Genomic DNA, 16,454 nt, shown 5'->3' with positions numbered 1-16,454 from the left:
CCGACCATGCAGTGTCCGAAGTGTCATGCGCCGATGCACACCTACAACCGCAGTGGCGTCCAGATCGAGCAGTGCAGCGGCTGCCGGGGCATCTTCCTCGACTACGGCGAGCTGGAGGCGCTGACCCAGCTGGAGGCCCAGTGGTCCAAGCCGGTTCCGCCGGCTCCGCCCGCAGCCCCGCAGGCGTACCCGGCCCCGCCCGCCTGGGGCGCCCCGCACGGCGGCCACGGCGGCCATGGCGGTGGTCACCACGGTCACCACCGCCACAAGAGCTTCGGTCACATGCTGTTCTCCAGCTGAGCCCACGAAGAAGCCCCCGGTCACAGGACCGGGGGCTTCGGTGTGTGGACGATACTGGGATTGAACCAGTGACCTCTTCCGTGTCAGGGAAGCGCTCTCCCGCTGAGCTAATCGTCCGGGTGCTGTGACGCGCAGGTCACAGACAGTGCGCGATACTGGGATTGAACCAGTGACCTCTTCCGTGTCAGGGAAGCGCTCTCCCGCTGAGCTAATCGCGCGGGCAGGGATCTCCGAGAAGATCCAGTGGACGATACTGGGATTGAACCAGTGACCTCTTCCGTGTCAGGGAAGCGCTCTCCCGCTGAGCTAATCGTCCTTGGAGGTGGAGACGGGATTTGAACCCGTGTAGACGGCTTTGCAGGCCGTTGCCTCGCCTCTCGGCCACTCCACCAGGAGTGTAGGGGATCGGGATGACCCCTTCTTCCTTCGAGCGGACGACGAGGCTCGAACTCGCGACCTCAACCTTGGCAAGGTTGCGCTCTACCAACTGAGCTACGTCCGCTTGTCGTTTCGGTCCGCTTCCGCGTCCCGGCGACGTGTTGAACTCTAGCGGATTCCCGGGCCAGTACAAAAACGCGTTTGTGCAGCGTGCTGCGTTGCGCTCCGCGGGCGACCCGGCCGGGGCCCCCTCGGGGACACGCCCGGGCCATCTTTCGGACACCCGACCTAGACTCGACCACGTGTTCCACCACCCTCTCGCCCTCCCTCCTCTGGCTCGCTTCGGCGACCGTGTGGCCACCGGCCTCCTCGACGTGACCAGCGATCCCGCGGCCCTGGACTCAACCGGCTTCTGGGCCGTCTGCGCGGACTTCGAGGGCCGTCTCACCTGTGCCCGCTTCGCCGACGTGCGCGAGCGGCCCGTGCCCGCCCCGGCCCCGGGCGGCTGGCGGGGCCCGGCGACGGCGGACTGGACCTCCTCGCTGGACCGGGACGCGTACATCGCGGCCGTACGGCGCATCCGCGAGCACATCGCGGCCGGCGAGGTCTACCAGGCCAACCTCTGCCGGGTGCTCAGCGCGCCCGTCCCGGCCGACGCCGACGTGGACGCCCTGACCGCCCTGCTGGCCCGCGGCAACCCCGCGCCCTACGCGGGCACGATCCGGCTGCCCGAGCACGGCGTGGAGATCGCCACCGCCTCGCCCGAACTGTTCCTGCGCCGGGCCGGGCGGACCGTCGAGTCCGGCCCCATCAAGGGCACCGGACGCACCGAGGCGGACCTTCTGGAGAAGGACTACGCAGAGAACGTGATGATCGTGGACCTGGTCCGCAACGACATCGGGCGGGTCTGCGCCACCGGCAGCGTGACCGTCCCTGACCTGTGCGCCGTGGAGAAGCACCCCGGCCTCGTCCACCTGGTCTCCACCGTCCGCGGCGAGCTGCGCGCCGACGTCGGCTGGCCCGAGCTGCTCGCCGCGGCCTTCCCGCCCGGCTCGGTCACCGGCGCCCCCAAGTCGAGCGCCCTGCGGATCATCGACGCCCTGGAGACCGCTCCGCGCGGCCCGTACTGCGGCGGGATCGGCTGGGTCGACGCCGACCGGGGCACCGGCGAGCTGGCCGTCGGCATCCGCACCTTCTGGATCGACCGCGCGGAAGGCGTCCTCCGCTTCGGCACCGGCGCCGGGATCACCTGGGGCTCCGATCCCGAAGGGGAGTGGCAGGAGACCGAACTGAAGGCGTCCCGGCTGCTCGCGGTAGCGTCGGGGGCGTACGGCGGCCCCGAGGTGGGCGTGCCGGGAGAAGACAGCGCGGGCGGCGCGGGAACGGACGAAGGGGCTCTCTCATGAAGATCTGGCTGGACGGCGGCCTGCGCGACCTGGATTCCGCCCGCGTCTCCGTCTTCGACCACGGGCTGACCGTCGGCGACGGCGTCTTCGAGACGGTGAAGGCGGTCGACGGACGGCCGTTCGCGCTCACCCGCCACCTGGACCGGCTGACCCGCTCGGCCCGGGGTCTCGGCCTGCCCGACCCGGACCATGACGAGGTGCGCCGCGCCTGCACGGCCGTGCTGGAGGCCAACCCGATGCCGCTGGGCCGGCTGCGCATCACCTACACCGGCGGCCACGGCCCCCTCGGTTCGGACCGCGGTGAGCACGGGCCGACCCTGGTGGTCGCCCTCGGCGGGACCACCCGTCGCCCCGACTCCACCGCCGTGATCACCGTGCCGTGGACCCGCAACGAGCGCGGCGCCGTCACCGGCCTGAAGACCACCTCGTACGCCGAGAACGTCATCGCCCTCGCCCGCGCCCACCAGCACGGCGCCTCCGAGGCACTGTTCGCCAACACGGTCGGACAGCTCTGCGAGGGCACCGGGTCGAACGTCTTCGTCGTCCTGGACGGCGAGATCCACACCCCGCCGGTCGCCTCCGGCTGCCTGGCCGGCATCACCCGCGCCCTGACCGTCGAGTGGACCGGCGCCAGGGAGACCGACCTGCCGCTGGACGTCCTGGAGCGGGCCGACGAGGTCTTCCTGACCTCCACCCTGCGCGACGTCCAGGCCGTGCACCGGGTCGACGACCGCGAACTGCCGGGTGCGCCCGGCCCGGTGACCGCGAAGGCGATGCGGATCTTCGACGAGCGGGCGGGGCAGGACCTGGATCCCTGAGAGGAACACCGGGAAAAGCTGCTGACTCGGACCTTCCCCCGGGGGTAGAACTCCCCTGATGACGACAACCCTACGGCCGAGCGAGCCGCTTCAGTACAACGCCGACGGGACGCGTTCACGCCGCTACCAGGTGTGCGTGAACGGCCGTCCCGTGGGTGGGACGCACCTCTCCACGCACCTCGAGTTCGGCCCGGCCGTCGGCCGGGTCACCGAGCTGCACATCGAGGGACCGGACCGCGGGCGGGGCCGCGGCGCGGTGGCCGCGCTGGCCGCCGAGGAAGTCCTGCGCGGCTGGGGCTGCAAGCGCGTCGAGGTGAGCGTGCCCGGCGACGCCGCGGCAGCCCTCCGGCTCGCCACCGCGCTCGGGTACGTCCTACGCAGCCGCAACATGGCCAAGCGGCTGGACGGGGCACCGCCCCGGCTGCCGGCCGGCTTCGTCGCCCGGCCGATGGCCGAAGCCGAGTACGGTCCTTGGCTGGCCGCGGACGGGGAGCGCTTCGCTGCCCACCTGATTGAGCGGGGCGTGTCCGAGGCCGAGGCGTACGCCAAGGTCGACCAGGCGCACGCCCAGCTCCTGCCGGACGGCCTGGCGACCGAGAACATGCTGCTCAGCATCCTGGAGCAGGAAGGCGTCCCGGTCGGCACCCTGTGGGTGGGGCTGTTGCCCGAGACCGCGTACGTCTTCAACGTCGAGGTCTACGCCGGCCGGCGGGGCCGCGGCCATGGGCGCACGCTGATGCTGCTCGCGGAGACCCTGGCGGCCGAGGGCGGGAGGGACCGCGTCGGCCTGCACGTCTTCGCGGGCAACGACCCGGCCGAGCGGCTCTATGAGTCGCTCGGTTACGAGACCACGCAGTACAACCTGTTCAAGAAACTGGTCTGAGCGTCACGCACCCTCGGCCAGCAGCCGGTCCGCGATCTCCTCGATGCGCTCGCGCAGCCCCTCCTGGCTCTTGCCGCCGTCGAGGCGTTCACCACCGATGACGTACGTCGGCGTCCCGGTGACGCCGATCGCCTTGCCCTCGGCCTGGTCGGCGTCCACGATCAGGATGTGCCGGCCGTCGATCAGCGCGGTGTCGAACTCCTCGGCATCGAGGCCGAGTTCGCGGGCCACTTCGACCAGGAAGGGTTCTCCCTCGCGGTCCAGCTCCTCGACCCGCGCCAGCACCGCCTCGACGTACGGCCAGCCCTTGCCCTGCTCCAGAGCCTCCTCGACGGCCTGAGCTGCGGCGAAGGAGTGCTTGTGCTTCTCCAGCGGGAAGTGCCGGAGCCGCAGTTCCAGCCGGTCGCCGTAGCGGTCACGCAGGGCACGTACGTCGTCCAGGGCGGTGCGGCAGTCGGGGCACTGGAGTTCGCACCAGATGTCGAGGACGGGGGCATCGGGGCGGGCGGAGGAGGAGTCGCTCATGCGTATCAGTCTTCCAGGCGGGACGCCGGTGACCGAATCGGGACGGTACGGCGTCCACCGGCACCTCGGGAGGAGACGACCCGGAGATCTCCCTGATGTCGGGCCGCAGCGTGGCCTCGCGAGGACCGGGCGGTGCAGGATGGAAGGGACGAAGCGCGCCTGTCGGCGCCCTTCCGCCCGCTTCCGCCCGACCCAGCTCCCCAGGAGGACCGGATGATTGCCGAGACCGTCTGTTCCGCCGTCTCCGCGGCGGGCCTGGGTATCGCGGGGGTCACGGCCTACCGCAGGCGGTTCCTGTCGGCCGCCCGCGTCGCGGCCTACGCACTGGTGCCCATCGGCCTGGTCATGACGGGCGTGGTCGGTTGGCTCGCCGACAACGCCCTCAGTCCCACGGCCTGGGCGGGTTTCGGTGTCCTCGGCATGTCCTGGGCGCTGTTCGCGGGCACCCGCGCCGTCGAGCGCCGGCGGGGCGGCACGAGGGCCGAGCGCAGGGCGGCGGCCCGCGGTGCCGGGGCCGACGCGGCGGCCCCGGCGGCCTCGGCACCCTCCCTGGGTCCGGGGCGCCGTTCGGCGGCGGGCTCCGGCGAGGACTTCAGTGACATCGAGGCCATCCTCAAGAAGCACGGCATATGACCGGCAGTGCCGAGCACCTGACCGGCTGAAACGACACAGGCCGACTTCGCAGTGCGGAAACCGTTCACAACCCGACGCAATTCGGACGGGACAGCGCAGAATTCGGCGAACTCCCGCACCCTCCGGGCGTGTTGATCGCGTAGCGGGCACTGGCTGGGCCATCATCGGCCCCGAGATGCTGGACACGACACAGAGCGAGGCCGCGCCGCCGAAGGACGAGCCGCGCGGGTGCCTCTTCGCCCTTTCCCAGCCACCGCTGATGATCTTCCTTGCGGTGATCGGGTGTCTGATCCTCATGGCCGCGCTGCACGACCTGCTGTTGCTGTGAGCCGTACACGTCCGTCCCGGCGCCACCCGCCGGGACCGGCGTCGCCCCGCACCCGCGGGCGGGACGGGTGCGAGCCCCTCCCGTGATCAGCCTGCTGTCGCTTCCTTGCGCCGGGCCCGGTAGGCGGCCACGTGCAGCCTGTTCCCACAGGTACGGCTGTCGCAGTAGCGGCGGGACCGGTTGCGGGAAAGATCGACGAAGGCGCGTCGGCAGTCCGGCGCCTCACAGCGGCGCAGCCGCTCCTCCTCGCCGGCGACCACGAAGAAGGCGAGGGCCATCCCGCAGTCGGCGGCGAGATGGTCGGCCACGGAGGCGCCCGGCGCGAAGTAGTGCACATGCCAGTCGTAACCGTCGTGGTCCGTCAGGCGCGGGGTGGTGCCCGCCGCAGCGACCAGGTCGTTGATCATCCCGGCGGCGGACCGGGCGTCCGGAGCCGCGAAGATCGCGGCGAACCGTCCCCGGACCTTCCGCACCGCCGACAGGTCCAAGTCCGACAGCACCCCGACATCGCTGATCTTGCGCTTTCGCACGAAATCAGCGAGAGCCGGGACATCGGGCAGTCCCTCCGTCGCCGCATCGTTCTCCGGCGCGGTGTTCACCAGATCCACCACGGTGTCGAGGGCGCACCGGGTGTCGTGGGTGATCAGCACGTTTCGCTCCCTGGCCTGGGGACGGGCGGGCGCCCGCCGATGCTGGCCGATGGTAGCGACAACCGCGCCCACCGCACCGGCCCACCCGATCTGCGCTCGCCCGTAGAACGCCTCGGCGCACGCCCGAGTTCCCGAACGGGGTTACTGGCACGACTGGGGTACTGGCACGACTGGACTGTTCCCGCCCGCGCCACCGGGGCCTGTGAGGGTCGCCGGGTGCCGCGCCAGAGCGGCGCCGTCCCGTGAGCGCTCACGGTGACGACGCCGGTCTGTGCCGTATGCGGTTGTCTTGGCCCGAGCCGTCTCCCCGAGTGGACGGCGCCGGGCGGTCTCGGGGGCCGTGCCTAGCTCTCCGCCAGGATGTGCGAGAGCTCCTGATCGAGGTCGAAATGCCGGTGCTCCGTGCCGGGCGGCACGGCGGCGTCGGTTCGCTTCAGGAAGGATTCCAGGGCCCGCGCCGGGGCCTCGAGCAGCGCCTCCCCCTCCGGGGAGCTGAGGGCGATGCACACGACGCCCTGACCATGGCTGCGGGATGGCCAGACGCGGACGTCGCCGGTGCCGGTGGGCCGGTGCAGCCCTTCGGCGAGGAGGTCGCGGGCGAACACCCACTCGACGGTCTCCTCGGCTCCGGTGTGGAAGGTGGCGTGCACGGCGTAGGGGTCGGCCGTGTCGTACCGCAGGCCTGCGGGGACAGGCAGGGAGGACTCGCTCGACACAACGAGGCGCAGGTGCAGCTCGCAGCTGACCGTGGTGTTCATAAGCGCCAGGGCCTTTCGCTCAGTGTGCGCTCGGGGATTCGCACGTCGGCGAAATCGACATGCCACCTACGGTGCCGTTGTAAACCCCTCTGAGGGTTTTGCGTGCCTTTACGTAACTCTTCCGGCCGAGAACTTCACGGGACCTGCCACCATTCCGGTGATCGCAATCGCTCCGGTAGGCTTTGACGGTATGAATACGGGGAGTGACGGTCCGGGCGAGGTCGCCGTGGCGGGTCCTGCGGAGACGGACGGGGAGCGGCCCGAGCGCGGGCTCGGCTCCCGGGCGCCGGAATTCATCAAGGCCCGCCGGGTTCTGCATCTGAGCTGGCAGGTCGGCGTCTTCGTGGTCGGTCTCGCGGTCGTCGGCGTCGGCGTCGTTCTGCTGCCGCTGCCGGGGCCCGGCTGGGTGGTCATCTTCGCGGGCATGGCGATCTGGGCGACCGAGTTCGTCTGGGCCCAGCTCGTGCTCCGCTGGACCAAGCGCAAGGTCACCGAGGCGGCCCAGCGGGCCCTCGACCCCCGGGTGCGGCGCCGCAACATCGCGCTGACCGTGACCGGCCTGGTGATCGTGGCGGTGCTGGGCGGGATCTACGTGTGGAAGTTCGGCCTTGCGATGCCCTGGCGGATCGGCGGTCGGTGATCCGGTGCCCGGGAGTGGTCATGGGCACTCCCTGACATGCGGTAATGTTCTTCCTGTGCCCGGGCGATTAGCTCAGTGGGAGAGCGCTTCGTTCACACCGAAGAGGTCACTGGTTCGAACCCAGTATCGCCCACCCGGAACCGGTGGCCCATCTGCGGACAGCAGATGGGCCACCGGTGTTTCCCGCACCCATCGCGCCCTCCCCGCCGGGCCCCGCCCGCCTCCTTGTCCCGGCGCAGCTTCCAGCCGCCACCCGCCTCACCCCTGCCTGTGAGCGCCCCGTCACGCCCAGTTCGAGTGGTCGGCCAAGCACCCGGCGGCGCCCTCGCCCACCGCTTTCGCCCGGCCTGCCGGCGAGCGCTTGCTCAGCACGATTCACGCGCCGCGGCGACGCCTGCGGCGGCAGCGTCTACAGGCGGGTCGGTGACGGTCCGTGACTCTTGGTGGGGTGCCGGGGTGCGGGCCAAGAAGATCAACCAGACGATCGCGCTCCTCGAGAAGAAGTACCCGAAGATCAAAGTCAAGACTGACTTCCAGACGTATCAATCTCTCTGGGAGAAGTTCCAGACGCAGGCCACCGGCGGAAATCCCACGGACGTTTTTCCAAAACCCCGTCACATTTCTTCCGACATACGACAAGCACGGTATTCCGCTCGACCTCCACTCACGGATGCGGGAAGGCAATCTGAGCCCGCATCACTTCCGTGCGGCGCCAAGAAGCTCGGCGAGGCCGGCAGAAAGCAACTCGGCGCTCCCGTCGGTTCCACCACCCGGGCGCTCGTCGTCGACAAGAAGGCCATCGTGCACCCGTACCACTTCTGCCTCCGCCGGAACGGCAAGACGTAGGCGGAGGACGACATCATGTGCGCCCTGTGCACTGGCCCCGGTGTGTACTGCGACAGGCCGAACAGCAGCGCATCGCCCACACCACCTGCCGCCGCTTCTGCCACTTCCTCACCACCGCCGTCTTCGGCCTGGGCGAACTGTGCGCCGAGCGAACAGGCCGCCCGCTACGGCCCAACTCCGGAACGCTGCTCCCCAAAGGCCACTCACGCCTCGACGCCTACGCGGCCGTGCAGACCGGCGACGCCACGCTCATGAGGCTCGATCGGGCCGCGTTCCACAGCATTGCCCCCGTCACGGCACGGCACATGAGTACGCCTGCTCCCCTCCACGTCGCCACCGGGGCAGACTCTGTGCATGGACCGCACGCACTACCGCTTCCGCAGCCGCTGGTCCCTGCCCGCCCCGCCCGCCGCAGTCTTCGCGGTACTCGAACGGCCCGAGGACTATCCCCGCTGGTGGCCGCAGGTGCGGGCGGTGACCCGGCGCGACGACGCCACCGGCGTCCTGACCATCCGCTCCGTGCTGCCCTACGCCCTGACCTTCACCGCCCGCCGGACGCGTCACGACCCCGCCACCGGCATCCTGGAGATCGTCATGACCGGGGACATCGAGGGCTGGGCCCGCTGGACGGTCATGCCCCAGGGGACGGGGACGCTCGTGCGGTACGACCAGGTCGTGGACGTGAACAAGCCCCTGCTCAGACGGCTAGCGGTCCCGGGACGGCCCGTCTTCCGCGTCAACCACCGGCTGATGATGCGCGCCGGACGGCGCGGACTGCTGCGCCGCCTGCAGACGCCGGGAGGGATTTGAAGGAAGCGCGCCCGTACCTGTATTGTTCAGTGCGTTCCCGGGCGATTAGCTCAGTGGGAGAGCGCTTCGTTCACACCGAAGAGGTCACTGGTTCGAACCCAGTATCGCCCACCGGGAAAGGCCGGTCCGCCGCAGCGGACCGGCCTTTTTTCACGCCGCGGTCGACAGCTCCGGCCGCAGCGGCCAGTCCGTGCTCACCGTCTCCTCGGAACCGCTGCGCGCGAACCACGCCTGAAGCCCCCGTGCCTGCGCCGCGTGCCAGTTCGCCTGCAGCGTGTGCAGTTCGGCGGGGGACAGCCGTTCCAGCCGCGCCGCGAACCGGCGGCCCACGGCCCGTACGACCTCCAGCGCGGCCTGCGCGTCCGCCGCCGCGTCGTGCGCCCCGTCCAGCGTCACGTCGTAGTGGACGCACAGGTCGGCCAGCGTGCGCCGGCCCTTGCGGTAGCGGTCGAGGTGCTTGTCCAGCACCCGCGGATCCAGCACACGCAGCGGGGTCGCCTCGAACCAGCGGTCCAGCCGTGAGGCCCGGTGCCGACGCAACTCCCGGTCCAGCAACGTCAGATCGAACGGCGCGTTCATCACCACCAGCGGCCGGCCCATCGCCGCGTGCTCGGCCAGCTGCTCGGCTATCTCGTACATCACCGGCGCGGGCCAGCGGCCGTTGCGCTGCAACTGCTCCTCCGTCAGCCCGTGCACCGCGGTCGCCGCCTCCGGCACCGGCACCCCCGGGTTCACCAGCCAGCGGGTCACCCGAGGCCGGGTGCCCGGCGCGTCCTGGACGACGACGGCGGCCGACACGATCCGGTCGGTCTCGACGTCCACGCCCGTCGTCTCCGTGTCGAAGGCGGCCAGCGGCCCCTCGTACCAGCACGTCATTCCAACCCAACTCCTCGCCCGAACATTGCAGCTGACGTTCCGTCTTCTGCCTGTTTGGTGATACCCGGGCCGTTTGCGCCGTACGCCGGAAGGACACAACAGGAGTACGGGTCTTTGCAGTTCAGCGGCCCGGAGCGGGGAAACTCATTGCCTGGAAGGCTGTTGGTCATGGCCATTGCGCAGCCCGAGCGGGGCGGGCTGCTGCCCGAACGCACGGGCCCCCTTCGCGGCACGCTCGCCACCACCGCGTGCATGGAGACGCTCCAGGTGGGCTATCTGCACGCGGTCGCCGCCGCGGCCGGCTGCTCGCTGTCCCAGCCCTTCCCGGACAACGGCATCGACTGGCACGTCAGCCACAGCGCACCCGGTCACACCGTCGACGACGAGGTCACCATCAAGATCCAGCTGAAGGCCACCTACCAGGTCGCACCCAACCCCCCGGGCCGATTCTTCTCGTTCACGCTCGACAACGACCACCTGCGCAAACTCGCCCGCACCCCGGTCTCGGTGCACAAGATCCTCGTCGTCATGCTCGTCCCGCGCTCCCAGGACGACTGGCTGCGCGCCAGCCACGACCGCCTCGACCTCCGGCACTGCTGCTACTGGGTCAACCTCGCCGGACACCCCGTCACCGGCCGGCACCGGACCACTGTGCGCATACCGACCTCACGCATCTTCGACGACCGTGCGCTCTGCGAGATCATGACGCGGGTCGGGACGGGAGGCAGGCCATGAGCCGCCCCCACGACGAGCCGGTACGGCTGGTGCGCCCGCACCCCGACGGCCTGCCCTGGAACCGACCCCCCGAGCCCGGCCAGGTCGACCCCGCCGTGCTCGGCGCCCTGCTGCACCGGCACGGCTGGCAGCGGCGCGGGGGAGCGGCCGGCCGCTACGGCCGCTGGACCCCGCCCGGACCGTGCGCCGGCGGCACCAGCCTGCTGGTGCCCGAGAGCCGCACCTTCCCCGACAGCGACGACCTGCTCGGCGAGGCCCTGTACGCCCTCGCCCGCAGCGCGACACCCTCCGCGCGCGAAGTGCTGATCGCCCTCGCCGTGCCCAGCGACGAGATCCGCTGGTGGCGCGACACCCCGAGCGGACCCGAAGGCGCCGCGCCCTGGACCGTCGAGGAGCAACTGCGCGGCGCGGCCCGGCAGATGCTGCTCGCAGGCGCCCTGGCCACCCGCGCACGGGCCGGTTACCACGGCGCCCGCCACCGCCGCCCCGCCGCCGCCCTGCTGGAGAACGTTCTCGTCGGCCCCACCACCGACGGCCGCCGCCTCACCGCCTTCGTGCCCGTGCACGCGGGGCGCCCGCTCGCCGTCCGCCTCCACCAGGCGCTGTACGCGGTCCGCGAGGCCATCGACTACCAGCGCGCCACCGGCACCATGGACGCCTTCGACGGCGCCGTGGAGGCAGGCGTCAGCCGCGAGCTGACCGAGGCGATCGGCATCCTGGTGCGGGGCACGCAGGGCGCGCGGGTCTCCCTCGCGTGGGCACCCGCGGCCGGCGTCCCCGAGGGCTGCGCCGCCCCGGTCGAACCCGTCGAGTTCTCACCCGGCGACCTGCCCGTGCTGCGCGCCGCGGGCGCCCGCTATCTGCGCGCCGAGCCGTCCGTGCCGGTCCGCATCACCGGCACCGTGGTCCGCCTGCGCCGCTCCGGGCCGCGCGGTGAGGGCACCGTACGGCTCAGGGTGCTCGCCGGTGCCGACATCCAGCACGTCCGCGCCATCCTCGGCGAGGAGGACTACCGCATCGCCGGCCACGCCCACCTCGTCGGCCTCCCGGTGCGCGTGCGCGGCCGGCTGGAACGCCGGGGCGGCTTCCGCAGGCTCACCGGCGCCTGTGGTGTCGTACCGGTACAGGTGGACGAGGGTGAGCGGGACCGGCTGACGAAGTCGCTGCAGGAGAACCTCGACTTCTTCGAGGAAGCGTACGGGGCCGGGGACGGAGGGTGACCGTTTCGCGGTCGGTGCCGTCGGGTCGGTACGATCGCCAGTGCGCGCGCTCCTGGTATGGCGCCGCAATCCACCTTCAGTCAGGAGAGACCGGTGTCAGACGTCCGTGTGATCATCCAACGCGATTCCGAGCGGGACGAACGCGTGGTGACGACGGGCACCACGGCCGCCGACCTCTTCGCGGGCGAGCGCTCCATCATCGCCGCGCGCGTGGGCGGCGAGCTGAAGGACCTCGCGTACGAGCTGCGTGACGGCGACGAGGTCGAGGGCGTCGAGATCTCCTCCGAGGAGGGCCTGGGCATCCTTCGCCACTCCACCGCGCACGTCATGGCGCAGGCCGTGCAGGAGATCTTCCCCGAGGCCAAGCTGGGCATCGGCCCGCCGGTCAAGGACGGCTTCTACTACGACTTCGACGTCGAGCGGCCGTTCACGCCCGAGGATCTCAAGGCCATCGAGAAGAAGATGCAGGAGATCCAGAAGCGCGGGCAGAGGTTCGTCCGCCGCGTGGTCACCGACGAGGCCGCGCGTGAGGAACTGGCGAACGAGCCGTACAAGCTGGAGCTGATCGGCCTCAAGGGCTCCGCCTCCTCGGACGACGGCGCGGACGTCGAGGTCGGCGCCGGTGAGCTGACCATCTACGACAACCTGGACGCCAAGACCGGCGAGCTGTGCTGGAAGGACCTGTGCCGCGGTCCGCACCTGCCCTCGACCCGGCTCATCCCGGCGTTCAAGCTGATGCGCAACGCCGCCGCCTACTGGCGCGGCAGCGAGAAGAACCCGATGCTCCAGCGCATCTACGGCACCGCCTGGCCGTCCAAGGACGAGCTGAAGGCGTACCTGGACTTCCTCGCCGAGGCCGAGAAGCGCGACCACCGCAAGCTCGGCACCGAGCTGGACCTCTTCTCGATCCCCGAGCAGATCGGCTCCGGCCTCGCCGTCTTCCATCCCAAGGGCGGCATCGTCCGCCGCGTGATGGAGGACTACTCGCGCCGCCGCCACGAGGAAGAGGGCTACGAGTTCGTCTACACCCCGCACGCGACGAAGGGGAAGCTCTTCGAGACGTCCGGGCACCTGGACTGGTACGCCGAGGGCATGTACCCGCCCATGCAGCTCGACGAGGGCGTGGACTACTACCTCAAGCCCATGAACTGCCCGATGCACAACCTGATCTTCGACGCGCGTGGGCGTTCCTACCGTGAACTGCCGCTGCGCCTGTTCGAGTTCGGCACCGTCTACCGGTACGAGAAGTCGGGTGTCGTGCACGGCCTGACCCGCGCCCGTGGCTTCACCCAGGACGACGCGCACATCTACTGCACCCGTGAGCAGATGTCCGAGGAACTGGACAAGACGCTCACGTTCGTTCTGGGCCTGCTGCGCGACTACGGCCTGACCGACTTCTACCTGGAGTTGTCCACCAAGGACGAGACCAAGTTCGTCGGCTCCGACGAGGTCTGGGAGGAGGCGACCGAGACGCTGCGCCAGGTCGCCGAGAAGCAGGGCCTGCCGCTGGTGCCCGACCCGGGCGGCGCCGCCTTCTACGGCCCGAAGATCTCCGTCCAGGCCAAGGACGCGATCGGCCGTACCTGGCAGATGTCGACCATCCAGCTCGACTTCAACCTGCCCGAGCGCTTCAACCTGGAGTACACCGGCCCGGACGGCTCCAAGCAGCGCCCGGTCATGATCCACCGTGCGCTGTTCGGTTCCATCGAGCGGTTCTTCGCGGTGCTGCTGGAGCACTACGCGGGCGCGTTCCCGGCGTGGCTGGCGCCGGTGCAGGCGATCGGCATCCCGGTGGGCGACGCGCACATCGAGTACCTGGAGAAGTTCGCCGCCGAGGCGCGCAAGAAGGGCCTGCGGGTCGAGGTGGACTCCTCCTCGGACCGCATGCAGAAGAAGATCCGCACGGCCCAGAAGCAGAAGGTGCCGTTCATGATCATCGTGGGTGACGAGGACATGAACGCGGGCACGGTGTCGTTCCGCTACCGCGACGGCTCGCAGGAGAACGGCATCCCGCGTGACGAGGCGATCGCCAAGCTCGTCGACGTGGTGGAGCGCCGCGTCCAGGTGTGACGTGATCCCCGCATGAGCGGGGCACGGCAAAGGCCCCCGGTTCTGCCCGGGGGCCTTTGCCGTGCCCGGGGGGCGACGCCATATGCTGCGTTGCATGACGAGTGAGCCGGAACAGCAGATCGGAGTGGGGACGCAGGACGCGTTCCAGCGCCTGTGGACGCCCCACCGGATGGCCTACATCCAGGGTGAGAACAAGCCGACCGGCCCGGGGGCCGACGACGGCTGCCCCTTCTGCTCGCTCCCGGCCAAGTCCGACGAGGACGGGCTGATCGTCCGCCGCGGGGAGCACGTGTACGCCGTGCTCAACCTCTACCCGTACAACGGCGGCCACCTGATGACCGTGCCGTACCGGCACGTGGCCGACTACACGGAGCTGACCGGCCCGGAAACGGCCGAGCTGGCCGAGCTGACCAAGCAGGCGATGACGGCCCTGCGCACCGCGTCCGGCGCGCACGGCTTCAACATCGGCATGAACCAGGGCACGGTGGCCGGCGCCGGCATCGCGGCCCATCTGCACCAGCACATCGTCCCGCGCTGGGGCGGCGACACGAACTTCATGCCGGTGGTGGGCCACACGAAGGTGCTGCCGCAGCTGCTGGCCGACACGCGCAAGATGCTGGCGGAGGCCTGGCCGACGGCGTGATCTGCGGGCGCCGGCCGGCGAGAGGCAGCCGCCGGACGGCGGTCCGCGATCCGTACCGGCCGGGCCGCCGGAGGCCTACGCGTCGTAGAGGTCGGCCTTCTTCGGTGCCGGGTCCTGCACCTGGCCGCTGAGGAAGGCCGAGCGGGCGCCGAACTTCTCGGTGTCCACGCCGTTGTCGTTCAGGACCTTGATCGCGGCCGAGTGCACCACCCGCAGCACGGGAGTGGCCGCGCGCAGCGCGTCGTCGGCCATGAAGCGGTGCCGCCACGGCTGGTCGGCCCAGGCGTGCCGCAGGCCGAACGGCTCGGGCAGCACGAGGGAGCCGCCGAGCCAGTTGAGCAGCGGCGGGTACCAGGTCAGCGGGGCGCGGGCGGCGAGCCGTACCACCTCGTCGGTGGTGATCAGCGGGAGCTTGACGGTACGGGTCTCCCAGGGCTTGAACGTCTTGGCGACCTCCTTGGTCGGGGCCTCCGGCTTGGCGTTGAACAGCGGGTTCACCGGGCCCAGCGCGTGTCCCGTGACCTCGATGCGCAGGGTCTCGTGCAGCACGGTCACGGTGATCATCATGGTGATCACGAGGTGGCCGTCCCACAGCGTCCACTGCACGCCCAGGTAGTGCCGGTCGCCGCTGCCGAACTGCTGCTTGTTGCAGATGTCCTGTATGGCGTGCGGCTTGACCTGGAAGGCCTCGACGTCCGTGCCCTCGGGCCGGGACACCGCCGTGGCGCCCTCGCCGATCGGGGTGACGATCCAGTGCCGTATCGACGGCTTGGGGAAGCCACCGGTGTGCAGCGGGCCGCGCTCCAGCAGGGTCAGCTGGTCGTGGATCGCGCGGATGACGTCCCAGCTGCGGAAGGGGTGGATCTCCCGGGTGGGGTCGGCGGGCACCAGGTCCTCGGCGAGCTGCCAGGCGCCCCAGCGGGTGCCCATGCCGAGTATGCCCTTGGGACCTGCGTAGAAGACCGAGTTCGACTGCTGCTCGGCGCTGAGCCGGGCCAGGGACTGGCGCAGCTGCTCGGCGGCGGTCTCGCCCGGGCTGCGCGGCACGGCCTCGGGGACCTTGGCGCCGACCGTGGTGCCGGAGAGCAGGCCGTCCCAGCGGGCCCGAAGGTCCTTCGCCGTGCGCTCGCAGATCTGCCTGGCCCAGAACCAGCCGGCGACCGGGGCGATGACGGCCGCGCGTGCGTACCACGCCCAGAAACCGGTGAACGGCATCTTCAGCAGGAAAAGCACGGCGAGGACGCCGACGCCGAGCAGCAGGGCCGTTCCGAGTGTCCCGGCTCGCTTGTCGTCGCGCTTGGCGACGTACGTGCGCAGCTGGAAGACGAGCAGCCAGCCGATGAGGCCGGGCAGGAAGACCAGCCCGCACAGCACCATGACGACGGACAGCAGGTTGTCCCGCTCCCGGCGGATGTTGTTGGCCGCCAGGCAGTGCTCCACCACCACCTGGGGTTCGGCGCCGAAGGACTGGATGAGCGGCTTGCGGCCGGCAGCGAGCATGCGGTCGACGACGGCCCGCGAGAAAGCCTCGCCGAGCCTCGGTCTGAACAGGGCGATGCGGCCGGGCTTGATCGTCGACTGGTGCCAGTCGTTGTCGGCCTTCTTGATCGTCTCGACCGGGTCGTCCCGATAGGCCGCCGAGGCGAGCGCAAAGGTGGCCGCCTGGCCACCGTCGCCGGCGACGGGCACCTGCGGCCCGTCCCACTCCGTTCCCACCGACATTCCCGCCCCCATCGCCGCCCGTGTCGCTTCTGCGGCCTTCCCGACTTCCTTGCTCCGCACACCTGTTGAACAGGCCTTCGTACCGAAACCGGCCTCGAACCCTCCGGTCCCGGTACGACGTGATCAGGTGATCAGCGTATCCGCCGCCACCGACGCCGTGTCGGCGGACGGCCCAAGCCGCCCGCCGACACGCGGAGTTGACCACGTCGTGGG

General features: G+C 70.6%; 18 protein-coding genes and 7 tRNA genes. 15 read left to right on the top strand and 10 right to left on the bottom strand.

Features of this window, described 5'->3' with window-relative positions; all coding sequences use genetic code 11:
* Positions 1 to 6 precede the first annotated feature (6 nt).
* Positions 7 to 300 (top strand): zf-TFIIB domain-containing protein, encoded by a 294-nt coding sequence (locus K7G59_RS23530; RefSeq protein WP_225837388.1) that lies wholly within the window; start codon positions 7 to 9, stop codon positions 298 to 300.
* Positions 301 to 345: 45 nt separating this feature from the next.
* On the opposite strand, the gene K7G59_RS23525 is transcribed toward K7G59_RS23530, so the two are convergent.
* The 5 genes from K7G59_RS23525 to K7G59_RS23505 all read right to left on the bottom strand — a co-directional run bounded on the left by K7G59_RS23525 (position 346) and on the right by K7G59_RS23505 (position 802).
* A tRNA-Val gene (locus K7G59_RS23525) sits at positions 346 to 417 on the bottom strand.
* Between the two features lie 29 nt (positions 418 to 446).
* Positions 447 to 518: transfer RNA gene (locus K7G59_RS23520), tRNA-Val, on the bottom strand.
* Between the two features lie 26 nt (positions 519 to 544).
* Positions 545 to 616: transfer RNA gene (locus K7G59_RS23515), tRNA-Val, on the bottom strand.
* A 1-nt stretch (position 617) separates the two neighbouring features.
* A tRNA-Cys gene (locus K7G59_RS23510) sits at positions 618 to 691 on the bottom strand.
* A 38-nt stretch (positions 692 to 729) separates the two neighbouring features.
* Positions 730 to 802, bottom strand: a tRNA-Gly gene (locus tag K7G59_RS23505).
* A 178-nt stretch (positions 803 to 980) separates the two neighbouring features.
* Between K7G59_RS23505 and K7G59_RS23500 the strand changes: the two genes are divergently transcribed.
* The 3 genes from K7G59_RS23500 to K7G59_RS23490 are packed head-to-tail and all read left to right on the top strand — an operon-like array spanning position 981 to position 3,785.
* Positions 981 to 2,084: a chorismate-binding protein gene (locus K7G59_RS23500; RefSeq protein ID WP_225837385.1), complete on the top strand. Its 1,104-nt coding sequence runs from the start codon at positions 981 to 983 to the stop codon at positions 2,082 to 2,084.
* Positions 2,081 to 2,902, top strand: coding sequence for an aminotransferase class IV (locus K7G59_RS23495; RefSeq protein ID WP_225837383.1), 822 nt, complete (start codon positions 2,081 to 2,083; stop codon positions 2,900 to 2,902). The genes K7G59_RS23500 and K7G59_RS23495 overlap by 4 nt, the downstream gene beginning before the upstream one ends.
* 58 nt (positions 2,903 to 2,960) lie before the next feature.
* Positions 2,961 to 3,785, top strand: a complete 825-nt coding sequence (locus K7G59_RS23490) for a GNAT family N-acetyltransferase (RefSeq protein WP_225837381.1) — start codon at positions 2,961 to 2,963, stop codon at positions 3,783 to 3,785.
* 3 nt (positions 3,786 to 3,788) lie between these two features.
* Here K7G59_RS23490 and K7G59_RS23485 read toward each other — a convergent pair whose 3' ends face one another.
* Positions 3,789 to 4,310, bottom strand: coding sequence for a DsbA family protein (locus tag K7G59_RS23485; protein WP_225837379.1), 522 nt, complete (start codon positions 4,308 to 4,310; stop codon positions 3,789 to 3,791).
* A 213-nt stretch (positions 4,311 to 4,523) separates the two neighbouring features.
* Here K7G59_RS23485 and K7G59_RS23480 point away from each other — a divergent pair, with 213 nt between their 5' ends.
* Entirely contained in the window at positions 4,524 to 4,943 is a 420-nt protein-coding gene (locus K7G59_RS23480; protein WP_225837377.1) for a hypothetical protein, read from the top strand.
* Positions 4,944 to 5,118: 175 nt separating this feature from the next.
* Positions 5,119 to 5,271: a hypothetical protein gene (locus K7G59_RS23475; RefSeq protein WP_164932512.1), complete on the top strand. Its 153-nt coding sequence runs from the start codon at positions 5,119 to 5,121 to the stop codon at positions 5,269 to 5,271.
* Between the two features lie 86 nt (positions 5,272 to 5,357).
* Here K7G59_RS23475 and K7G59_RS23470 read toward each other — a convergent pair whose 3' ends face one another.
* Both K7G59_RS23470 and K7G59_RS23465 read right to left on the bottom strand, forming a co-directional pair.
* Positions 5,358 to 5,921: a CGNR zinc finger domain-containing protein gene (locus tag K7G59_RS23470; RefSeq protein ID WP_225837375.1), complete on the bottom strand. Its 564-nt coding sequence runs from the start codon at positions 5,919 to 5,921 to the stop codon at positions 5,358 to 5,360.
* 344 nt (positions 5,922 to 6,265) lie between these two features.
* Complete coding sequence (locus K7G59_RS23465; RefSeq protein WP_004002642.1) at positions 6,266 to 6,679, bottom strand: SsgA family sporulation/cell division regulator; 414 nt, start codon at positions 6,677 to 6,679, stop codon at positions 6,266 to 6,268.
* A 190-nt stretch (positions 6,680 to 6,869) separates the two neighbouring features.
* Here K7G59_RS23465 and K7G59_RS23460 point away from each other — a divergent pair, with 190 nt between their 5' ends.
* The 5 genes from K7G59_RS23460 to K7G59_RS23440 all read left to right on the top strand — a co-directional run bounded on the left by K7G59_RS23460 (position 6,870) and on the right by K7G59_RS23440 (position 9,086).
* Complete coding sequence (locus K7G59_RS23460) at positions 6,870 to 7,319, top strand: TIGR02611 family protein (RefSeq protein WP_225837373.1); 450 nt, start codon at positions 6,870 to 6,872, stop codon at positions 7,317 to 7,319.
* Positions 7,320 to 7,380: 61 nt separating this feature from the next.
* Positions 7,381 to 7,452, top strand: a tRNA-Val gene (locus K7G59_RS23455).
* Between the two features lie 323 nt (positions 7,453 to 7,775).
* Entirely contained in the window at positions 7,776 to 8,165 is a 390-nt protein-coding gene (locus K7G59_RS23450; RefSeq protein ID WP_225837371.1) for an extracellular solute-binding protein, read from the top strand.
* A gap of 354 nt (positions 8,166 to 8,519) precedes the next feature.
* Positions 8,520 to 8,975: an SRPBCC family protein gene (locus tag K7G59_RS23445; RefSeq protein ID WP_225837368.1), complete on the top strand. Its 456-nt coding sequence runs from the start codon at positions 8,520 to 8,522 to the stop codon at positions 8,973 to 8,975.
* A 39-nt stretch (positions 8,976 to 9,014) separates the two neighbouring features.
* Positions 9,015 to 9,086 (top strand) — tRNA-Val (locus K7G59_RS23440).
* A 39-nt stretch (positions 9,087 to 9,125) separates the two neighbouring features.
* On the opposite strand, the gene K7G59_RS23435 is transcribed toward K7G59_RS23440, so the two are convergent.
* A complete protein-coding gene (locus K7G59_RS23435; protein WP_225837365.1) occupies positions 9,126 to 9,851 on the bottom strand; it encodes a 3'-5' exonuclease in 726 nt (241 codons plus the stop codon).
* A 168-nt stretch (positions 9,852 to 10,019) separates the two neighbouring features.
* On the opposite strand from K7G59_RS23435, the gene K7G59_RS23430 reads away from it, so the two are divergent.
* The 4 genes from K7G59_RS23430 to K7G59_RS23415 all read left to right on the top strand — a co-directional run bounded on the left by K7G59_RS23430 (position 10,020) and on the right by K7G59_RS23415 (position 14,519).
* Positions 10,020 to 10,586 (top strand): DUF4365 domain-containing protein, encoded by a 567-nt coding sequence (locus K7G59_RS23430; RefSeq protein ID WP_225837363.1) that lies wholly within the window; start codon positions 10,020 to 10,022, stop codon positions 10,584 to 10,586.
* Entirely contained in the window at positions 10,583 to 11,806 is a 1,224-nt protein-coding gene (locus tag K7G59_RS23425; RefSeq protein ID WP_225837361.1) for a hypothetical protein, read from the top strand. The genes K7G59_RS23430 and K7G59_RS23425 overlap by 4 nt, the downstream gene beginning before the upstream one ends.
* Before the next feature lie 93 nt (positions 11,807 to 11,899).
* A complete protein-coding gene (gene thrS / locus K7G59_RS23420) occupies positions 11,900 to 13,876 on the top strand; it encodes a threonine--tRNA ligase (protein ID WP_225837358.1) in 1,977 nt (658 codons plus the stop codon).
* An 82-nt stretch (positions 13,877 to 13,958) separates the two neighbouring features.
* Positions 13,959 to 14,519 carry an HIT domain-containing protein gene (locus tag K7G59_RS23415; protein ID WP_225837356.1) on the top strand — a complete coding sequence of 187 codons (561 nt, stop codon included), beginning with the start codon at positions 13,959 to 13,961 and terminating at the stop codon, positions 14,517 to 14,519.
* 75 nt (positions 14,520 to 14,594) lie between these two features.
* Here K7G59_RS23415 and K7G59_RS23410 read toward each other — a convergent pair whose 3' ends face one another.
* Positions 14,595 to 16,241 (bottom strand): hypothetical protein, encoded by a 1,647-nt coding sequence (locus tag K7G59_RS23410; protein ID WP_225837353.1) that lies wholly within the window; start codon positions 16,239 to 16,241, stop codon positions 14,595 to 14,597.
* Between the last annotated feature and the right edge of the window lie 213 nt (positions 16,242 to 16,454).

Source organism: Streptomyces sp. NK08204, assembly GCF_020400585.1.
Classification (GTDB): domain Bacteria; phylum Actinomycetota; class Actinomycetes; order Streptomycetales; family Streptomycetaceae; genus Streptomyces.
Note: the sequence above shows the minus strand (reverse complement) of the source record. Positions and strands in the feature narration are given on the sequence as shown.

Excerpts from the sequence above, each read along its gene's own strand:
- K7G59_RS23435 (WP_225837365.1), bottom strand. The coding sequence starts at position 9,851 with ATGACGTGCTGGTACGAGGGGCCGCTGGCCGCCTTCGACACGGAGACG.
- K7G59_RS23425 (WP_225837361.1), top strand. The coding sequence starts at position 10,583 with ATGAGCCGCCCCCACGACGAGCCGGTACGGCTGGTGCGCCCGCACCCC.
- K7G59_RS23485 (WP_225837379.1), bottom strand. The coding sequence starts at position 4,310 with ATGAGCGACTCCTCCTCCGCCCGCCCCGATGCCCCCGTCCTCGACATC.
- K7G59_RS23480 (WP_225837377.1), top strand. The coding sequence starts at position 4,524 with ATGATTGCCGAGACCGTCTGTTCCGCCGTCTCCGCGGCGGGCCTGGGT.
- K7G59_RS23445 (WP_225837368.1), top strand. The coding sequence starts at position 8,520 with ATGGACCGCACGCACTACCGCTTCCGCAGCCGCTGGTCCCTGCCCGCC.
- K7G59_RS23475 (WP_164932512.1), top strand. The coding sequence starts at position 5,119 with ATGCTGGACACGACACAGAGCGAGGCCGCGCCGCCGAAGGACGAGCCG.
- K7G59_RS23415 (WP_225837356.1), top strand. The coding sequence starts at position 13,959 with ATGCTGCGTTGCATGACGAGTGAGCCGGAACAGCAGATCGGAGTGGGG.
- K7G59_RS23410 (WP_225837353.1), bottom strand. The coding sequence starts at position 16,241 with ATGTCGGTGGGAACGGAGTGGGACGGGCCGCAGGTGCCCGTCGCCGGC.
- K7G59_RS23495 (WP_225837383.1), top strand. The coding sequence starts at position 2,081 with ATGAAGATCTGGCTGGACGGCGGCCTGCGCGACCTGGATTCCGCCCGC.
- K7G59_RS23460 (WP_225837373.1), top strand. The coding sequence starts at position 6,870 with ATGAATACGGGGAGTGACGGTCCGGGCGAGGTCGCCGTGGCGGGTCCT.
- K7G59_RS23465 (WP_004002642.1), bottom strand. The coding sequence starts at position 6,679 with ATGAACACCACGGTCAGCTGCGAGCTGCACCTGCGCCTCGTTGTGTCG.
- K7G59_RS23490 (WP_225837381.1), top strand. The coding sequence starts at position 2,961 with ATGACGACAACCCTACGGCCGAGCGAGCCGCTTCAGTACAACGCCGAC.
- K7G59_RS23430 (WP_225837363.1), top strand. The coding sequence starts at position 10,020 with ATGGCCATTGCGCAGCCCGAGCGGGGCGGGCTGCTGCCCGAACGCACG.
- K7G59_RS23530 (WP_225837388.1), top strand. The coding sequence starts at position 7 with ATGCAGTGTCCGAAGTGTCATGCGCCGATGCACACCTACAACCGCAGT.